This window comes from Micromonospora sp. KC207, from assembly GCF_004348615.1.
In the GTDB taxonomy this organism is placed as follows: Bacteria; Actinomycetota; Actinomycetes; order Mycobacteriales; family Micromonosporaceae; genus Micromonospora.
The window spans coordinates 1-3,108 of the sequence record NZ_SMKJ01000477.1; the positions used below are offsets into that span (position 1 = coordinate 1).

The window sequence follows — 3,108 nt, forward strand, 5'->3', positions numbered from 1 at the left end:
CCTCGGCCCGACGCTGCCGGCGCGCGTGCTCGACGTAGCGCAGGGCCGGGGCGCGCTCGGGCGGCGCGCCCGCGTAGGCCCGCCCCAGCTCGTCGAGGAGCTGGAGCATCGACCAGCCGTCCCCGCACAGGTGGTGCACGACCATCAGGAGCACCCACCGGTCGGCGACATGGCCGGCTCGGGCCGGTTCGGGCCCCGTCCCGGTCAGCCGGGCGAGCCGGGCGCGCAGCCACGGCCCATCGGCCGGGAACGGCTCCCGGCCGGTCGCCACGCACCAGGCCCGCACCCCGTCGGCGTCGGTGGCCGGAAGGTCGACCACGGGCACCGTGACCGGGCGGTGGGGCAGCACCTCCTGCACCGCGCCGCCGTCGCCGGCCACGACCCGGGTGCGCAGCGCCTCGTGCCGGGCGACCAGAGCGTCGGCCGCCGCCGTGAGGGCGGGCACGTCGAGAGGGCCGGTGAGGTCGACGCGTACGGCCATGTGCACGGCCGCCGGGTTCGGGGCCTGGCGCTGCCGGTGCCACATCAACTCCTGCTGGTACGTCGCCGGCGCCCGGTCGCGCAGGGCGGCGTCGAGGGGTTCGGGCGAGGGCGGGGCGGTGGCCGCCGGGGCGCGGCCGGCGGCCACCGCCGCCACGGCCAGCGCCCGCACCCCTGGGCTGCGCAGCACCCGGTCCACGCCGACGTCAGCGCCGAGCGCCTCGCGCAGCCGGTTGGCCAGCCGGACCGCGCCCAGGGAGTCGCCCCCGGCGGCGAAGAACGAGACGTCCAGCGGCACCCGGGACACGCCCAGCTCCGCGCACCAGGCATCGTGGACGAGCCGTTCCACCCCCGGCCCCGGCTCCTCGCCGGCGGGCGGGGCGGCGGGCGCGGGCAGCCGGGTCACGTCGACCTTGCCGGTGTCGCCGACGGGAAGCGCGTCCAGCACCACCCAGGCCCGGGGCACCAGGTGGTCCGGCAGCCGCTCCCCCAGCTCGGCGGCCAGCCGGGCGGTGCGGGCGGCCGGCGGCCCGGCCTCGTCGTCGAGAACGACGTACCCGACGAGGTAGGGCTCGACCCGGTCGTGCCGGGCGACGACGGCGGCCTGCCGTACCCCCGGCAGGAGCGCCAGCGCGGCGGCCGGCTCGCCCGGCTCGACCCGGTGGCCGGCGATCTTCACCTGGTCGTCGACCCGGCCGAGGAACTCCACCGTGCCGTCGCCGCGCAGCCGCACCAGGTCGCCGGTCCGGTACGCCCGGGCCCCCGGCTCGGCGGCGAACGGGTCCGGCAGGAACGCCGCCGCCGTCGCGCCGGGCCGCCCGAGGTAGCCCCGGGCGAGGCCGGTGCCGCCGACGTGCAGCTCGCCGACCGCGCCGGCCGGCACCGGCGTGCCGTCGCGGCCCAGCACGTGCAGGCGGCGATAATCCACGGGACGGCCGATGTCGATCGGGCCGGTCCCGTCGGGGGGCACCGGGCCGGCGGTGGTGACGATCGCGGCCTCGGTCGGGCCGTAGGCGTTGAGCACCACGGCCGGGTACCCGGCGGGCGGGCGGCGACGTAGCTGGCTGCCGCCGACAACCAGGGCCCGGACGGTCGGGGCCGGCGGCAGCGCGAGGACCAGCTCCGCCAGCGGGGCCGGCAGGAAGGCGACGGTCACCTTCGCGCGCCGCCACCAGTCGACCAGCCGCGCCGGGTCCGCGCGCACCCGCGACGGTACGAGGTGCAGGCTCGCCCCGGCGGCCAGCGCCGGATGGATCTCGGCGAGGTTCGCGTCGAACCCGAGGCCGAGCGCGTGCGCCACGGTGTCCGCGCCGGTGAGGGCCAGTGCGCGGGCGTGCCAGTCGACGACGTCGGCCGCCGCGCGGTGCGGCACGCCCACCAGCCGGGGCCGACCGGTGGAGCCGGAGGTGTAGACGCACCAGGCGAGGTGCGCGGGCCCGGCGGCATCGACCGGGTCGGGCAGGCCGGGCTCGCCGGGCCGGTCCACCAGCGCCCGGACCACCGGGGGGCCCTCGCCGACGGTGATCCCCGTCGAACCGTCGGCGTGGGTGGCGGTCCGGGTGGGGTCGACGACGTCGGCGGCGGTCAGCAGCAGGCGGGCGCCGCTGTCTGCGAGCAGGTCGCGCAGCCGGGCCACCGGCAGGTCCGGGTCCAGCGGCAGGAAGGCCGCGCCGGCCAGCAGTGCGCCGAGCTGCGCCGCGACCAGCTCCGGCCGGCGCGGCAGCAGCACCGCCACCAGGTCGTCCGGGCCGATGCCGTGGGCCGCGACCCGGCGGGCCAGCTCCCGCGCCCGGTCCCGCAGTTCCCGGTACGTCCACCGCCGTTGCCCGTCGACCACGGCCACCGCGTCGGGGGTGCGGTCGGCCTGCCGGAGGAACAGGTCGTGCAGCCGGTCGGCGGCGGGGGCGGGGCGCGGCCCCACCGGCCGGCCTGCGGGGTCGTCGAGCCGACCGGCCAGCCGGGACAGGGGCTCGCCCGGCGCGCGGGTCAGCACGTCGAGCAGCAGGTGCAGGTGGTCGAGCAGCCGGTCCACGCTCGCCCGGTCGAGCACCTGCGTGCGGTACTCCACGTGGCAGCGCAGCGTCTCGCCGTGCGACAGGTAGACCATCAGGTCGACGGGGGCCTTGGCCAGGCCCAGCGGCAGCGGCTCGGCGGTGACGCCGGGCAGGTCGAAGGCGAACGCCTCGGGGCCGCTCTCGTACTCCACCACCACGTCGAACAGGGGGTGGCGGCCGGCCTCCCGGTGCGGGGCCACCGCGTGGACCAGGGCGTCGAACGGGACGCCGTCGTGCTCGTACCCGTCGGCGGCGGTGGCCCGGACCCGGGCGAGCAGCTCGCGGAAGCTCGGGTCGCCGGTGAGGTCCAGCCGCAGCGGGAGGGTCCGCACGAAGAACCCGATCAGGCCGGCGGTCCGCTCGTCCCGGCCGCTCGTGCCGGTGCCGATCACCAGGTCGTCCTGGCCGGTGAACCGGAACAGCAGCACCCCGAACGCGCTCAGCAGGGTGGTGAACGGGGTGACCCGCTCGTCCCGGCTGAACCGCCGCACCCGCTGCGCCAGCTCGGCGGGCAGCTCGCGGAACACGCTCTCGCCGGCCGCGGACGGCAGCGCCGGGCGGGTCAGGTCGGAGG

Annotated in this window: 1 protein-coding gene; it reads right to left on the bottom strand. The window is 78.8% G+C overall.

The genetic code is table 11. The features are described 5' to 3' along the window. Positions 1-3,108, bottom strand: a 3,108-nt coding sequence (locus E1258_RS31475; protein WP_132407484.1) for a non-ribosomal peptide synthetase, incomplete at both ends; no start/stop codon positions are given.